Here is a 4055-nt window from a genome sequence, read left to right as displayed (position 1 = left end):
CATGTCCCCGGTCTGCACACCGCGCAGCGGGAGAGGGGAGCCAACCATCAGCAATTGATGGCTCCCCAGGCGATATAATCGCTGTTTCCGATTTTCCGCCCTGCCCCGCCATGACCTCCCAACTTGCCAAGAAAGGCGAAGCCTGGTCCGCCCGCTTCTCCGAACCGATGTCCGACCTGGTGAAGCGTTACACCGCATCGGTCTTCTTCGACAAGCGCCTGGCGCTGTTCGATATCCAGGGCTCGCTGGCCCATGCGGCCATGCTGGCAAAGCAGGGCATCATTGCCGACGCCGACCGCGCCGAGATCGAGCGTGGCATGACGCAGATCCGCAGCGAAATCGAGGCCGGCACGTTCGAGTGGAAGCTCGACCTGGAAGACGTGCACCTGAACATCGAAGCGCGCCTGACCGCGCTGGTGGGCGACGCCGGCAAGCGGCTGCATACGGGCCGTTCGCGTAACGACCAGGTGGCCACCGACATCCGCCTGTGGCTGCGCAGCGAGATCGACAACATCATCGGCCTGCTGGGCGACTTGCGTGGCTCGCTGCTCGATCTGGCCGAGAAGAACGCCGACACGATCCTGCCCGGCTTCACCCATCTTCAGGTGGCGCAGCCGGTCACGTTCGGCCATCACCTCATGGCCTACGTGGAAATGTTCACGCGCGATGCCGAGCGCATGGCCGATTGCCGCCGCCGCGTGAACCGCCTGCCGCTGGGCGCCGCCGCACTGGCCGGCACCAGCTACCCGATCGACCGCGAGTTCGTGGCCACGCAACTGGGCTTTGACGGCGTGTGCCGCAACTCGCTGGACGCCGTGTCCGACCGCGACTTCGCGATCGAATTCCTGGCCGCCGCGTCGCTGATCATGACGCACGTGTCGCGCTTCTCGGAAGAGCTGGTGATCTGGATGAGCCCGCGCGTCGGCTTCATCGACATCGCCGACCGCTTCTGCACCGGCAGCTCGATCATGCCGCAGAAGAAGAACCCCGACGTGCCCGAACTGGCGCGCGGCAAGACCGGCCGCGTGTACGGCCACCTGACCGGCCTGCTGACGCTGATGAAGGGCCAGCCGCTGGCGTACAACAAGGACAACCAGGAAGACAAGGAGCCGCTGTTCGATACGGTCGATACCGTGGTGGACACGCTGCGCATCTTCGCCGACATGGTGCCGGGCATCAGCGTGAAGCCCGACAACATGCGCGCTGCCGCGCTGCAGGGCTACGCCACCGCGACCGACCTGGCCGACTACCTGGTCAAGCGCGGCCTGCCGTTCCGCGATGCGCACGAGGCCGTGGCCCACGCCGTGCGTGCCTGCGACGACCGCCGCTGCGACCTGGCGGATCTTACCGTCGAGGAACTGCGCGAAGTGTCGGGCCTTGGTGACAAGGCGTCGCTGATCGGTGACGACGTGCACAGCGTGCTGACGCTCGAAGGCTCGGTGGCCTCGCGCAACCATATCGGCGGCACCGCGCCGGACCAGGTCCGCGCCGCCATTGCTGCCGCACGCAAGGCGCTGTAAGTTTCGCGTAAGTCTCTGTCGTAAAAAAGCCGCTGTGCCGTAGGGCCAGCGGCTTTTTGTTTTTGGCGGCGGCCCTATCTCCCCGCCCTCCTCCCTGCCCAGTCCTGCCATGCAGAAGAGGAACCCTCTTGAATGTGTGATGGCTAGGACAATCCCCAAGCGCCGATAAGTTTTGTTACAGATACACTAATCGGCGCAAAAAACCGGGGGAGACAACCCATGAACTACTTGCTTGGTCTGTCACGACAGATCGACAGGTTGAATCAGCACACGGGCAGGCTTGCAAACATCATGATCCTGCTGTCGTGCCTGATCAGCGCAGGTAACGCCCTGCTTCGATACGGCTTCAACCTTAGCGACAACTGGCCACTGGAACTTCAGTGGTACATGTTCGCCATTGCCGTGATGTTCGGCGCGTCGTACACGTTCCAGCGCAACGAGCATGTGCGCGTGGACCTGATCTACGGCAACGTGTCCGAACGCGCGCAGCACTGGATCGACATCTTCGGCATCGTCGTCTTCCTGCTGCCCTCCACGATCCTGTTCACGTGGCTGTCGTGGGAATCGCTATTCCTGCCTTCGTGGCGCATCCTCGAGCAATCGGGCAACTCGGGCGGCCTGCCCCGTTATCCGATCAAGCTCGTCGTGCCCATCGGCTTTGCCCTGCTCACGCTGCAGGGGATTTCCGAACTGATCAAGCGCGTTGCCGCCCTCAAGGGCCTGGTGCGCATCGAATCGAAATACGAAAGGCCGGTGCAATGATTCCGTTGGAATATATGCCGCCGCTAATGTTCGGCGGCCTGGTGGTATTTATGCTGATCGGGTTCCCGGTCGCGTTTTCGCTGTCGGCGGTGGGTCTGGCCTTCGGCTTCCTGGCGATTGAATGGGGCTACTTCCCGCTGCAGTTCCTGCAGGCCGTGCCAAGCCGCGTGTTCGGCAGCGTGCTGGCCAACGAGCTGCTGCTGGCGATCCCGTTCTTCACCTTCATGGGGGCCATCCTCGAGAAATGCGGGCTGGCCGAGGACATGCTCGACTCGATGGGCCAGTTGTTCGGCCCGGTGCGCGGCGGCCTTGGTTATTCGGTGATCATCGTCGGCTTCATCCTGGGCGCGATTACCGGCACGGTGGCCGCGCAGGTGATCGCCATGGCGATGATCTCGCTGCCCGTGATGATGCGCTACCGGTACAACATGAAGTACGCCACGGGCGTGCTGGCCGCGTCGGGCACGATCACGCAGCTGGTGCCGCCGTCGCTGGTGCTGGTGGTCCTGGCCGATCAGCTCAAGACTCCGGCCGGCAGCGCCGATGTCGGCAGCATGTACCTGGGCGCCTGGGGCCCGTCCGTCGTCCAGATCGCGCTGTTCGCGCTGTACACGTTCGTGCTGGCCCGCATCAAGCCCGACTGGCTCCCGCCGGTGCCGGAAGAAGCGCGCACGCTGCGCGGCTGGGCGCTTTGGCGCAAATGCCTGCGCGGCATCATCCCGTGCGCCGTGCTGATCTTCCTGGTGCTCGGCACGATCATGCTCGGCATTGCCACGCCGACCGAGTCCGGTGCGATGGGTGCGGTAGGTGCGCTGGTGCTGGCCGTGATCCGCGACAAGGGTTTTAACCGGATCGATCGCAACATCTATCGCGTGGGTATTGCGGCCACGCTGGTGGCGGCGGCCGTGGGTGTGTTCGCGTTCGGCTCGCATGCGTTCCGGATTCCGCTGGCGGTTGCCTACCTGGTCGTGCTCTGGCTGATCATCCGCGCGGGCCAGCTGACCGACCTGCGCCTGCTGATCGTCGAAGCCTACCAGTCCACCGCGCGGATCACCGCGATGGTGGTGTTCATCCTGATCGGCTCCACCTGCTTCTCGGTGGTGTTCCAGGGCGTGGACGGCGGCGCGTGGGTGGAGCACCTGTTCACCTCGCTGCCGGGCGGCTGGATTGGCTTCCTGATCGTGGTGAACCTGTTCATCTTCTTCCTGGCGTTCTTCCTCGACTTCTTCGAGATCGCGTTTATCGTCGTGCCGATGCTGGCGCCCGTGGCAGTCAAGGTGCTGGCGCCGGTGGTGGCCGATTCGATGGGCGGCAACCCCGAAGCAGCCGCCACTGCCGCGCTGGTCTGGTTCGGCGTGATGCTGTGCGTCAACATGCAGACGTCGTTCATGCACCCGCCGTTCGGCTTCGCGCTGTTCTACCTGCGCGGCATTGCGCCGAAGGAAGTCAAAAGCTCGGACATCTACTGGGGCGCGCTGCCCTGGGTGGGCCTGCAGCTTGTGATGGTGTTGCTGGTGATGTTCTGGCCGGGCATGGTGACCGGGTTGCTCGACAAGGGGTCACTGCACCATAGCAACGCAGCGGAGGTCAGTATCCCGCTTGGCGGGCAGGACGGCGGGGGGGCAGCTTCCACGCCTGGCACGCTGGAACTGCCGAGCGGCGGCGATTCTAGCGAGCCGGCGGCGCCGTCGTTCCAGTTCGAGAAGAGCAAGTAGTTGGTTTGAAGCGTGGTCGGGGATTGATGCGCTGGCCCTCTGTAGTGGTCAAGTAATT

General features: G+C 64.1%; 3 protein-coding genes. All 3 read left to right on the top strand.

Translation table 11 applies throughout. From position 1 onward, the window contains the following. Nucleotides 1-110: 110 nt before the first annotated feature. The 3 genes from argH (at nucleotide 111) to B552_RS0126630 (ending at nucleotide 3997) form a co-directional block, all read left to right on the top strand. Entirely contained in the window at nucleotides 111-1520 is a 1410-nt protein-coding gene (gene argH, locus B552_RS0126640) for an argininosuccinate lyase (protein WP_019452115.1), read from the top strand. A gap of 219 nt (nucleotides 1521-1739) precedes the next feature. After that, nucleotides 1740-2282, top strand: coding sequence for a TRAP transporter small permease subunit (locus tag B552_RS0126635; protein ID WP_019452114.1), 543 nt, complete (start codon nucleotides 1740-1742; stop codon nucleotides 2280-2282). Next, nucleotides 2279-3997 carry a TRAP transporter large permease subunit gene (locus B552_RS0126630; protein ID WP_019452113.1) on the top strand — a complete coding sequence of 573 codons (1719 nt, stop codon included), beginning with the start codon at nucleotides 2279-2281 and terminating at the stop codon, nucleotides 3995-3997. The genes B552_RS0126635 and B552_RS0126630 overlap by 4 nt, the downstream gene beginning before the upstream one ends. The last annotated feature ends 58 nt before the right edge of the window (nucleotides 3998-4055 follow it).

This window comes from Cupriavidus sp. BIS7 (genome assembly GCF_000292345.1).
Taxonomy (GTDB): Bacteria; Pseudomonadota; Gammaproteobacteria; order Burkholderiales; family Burkholderiaceae; genus Cupriavidus.
Note: the sequence above shows the minus strand (reverse complement) of the source record. Positions and strands in the feature narration are given on the sequence as shown.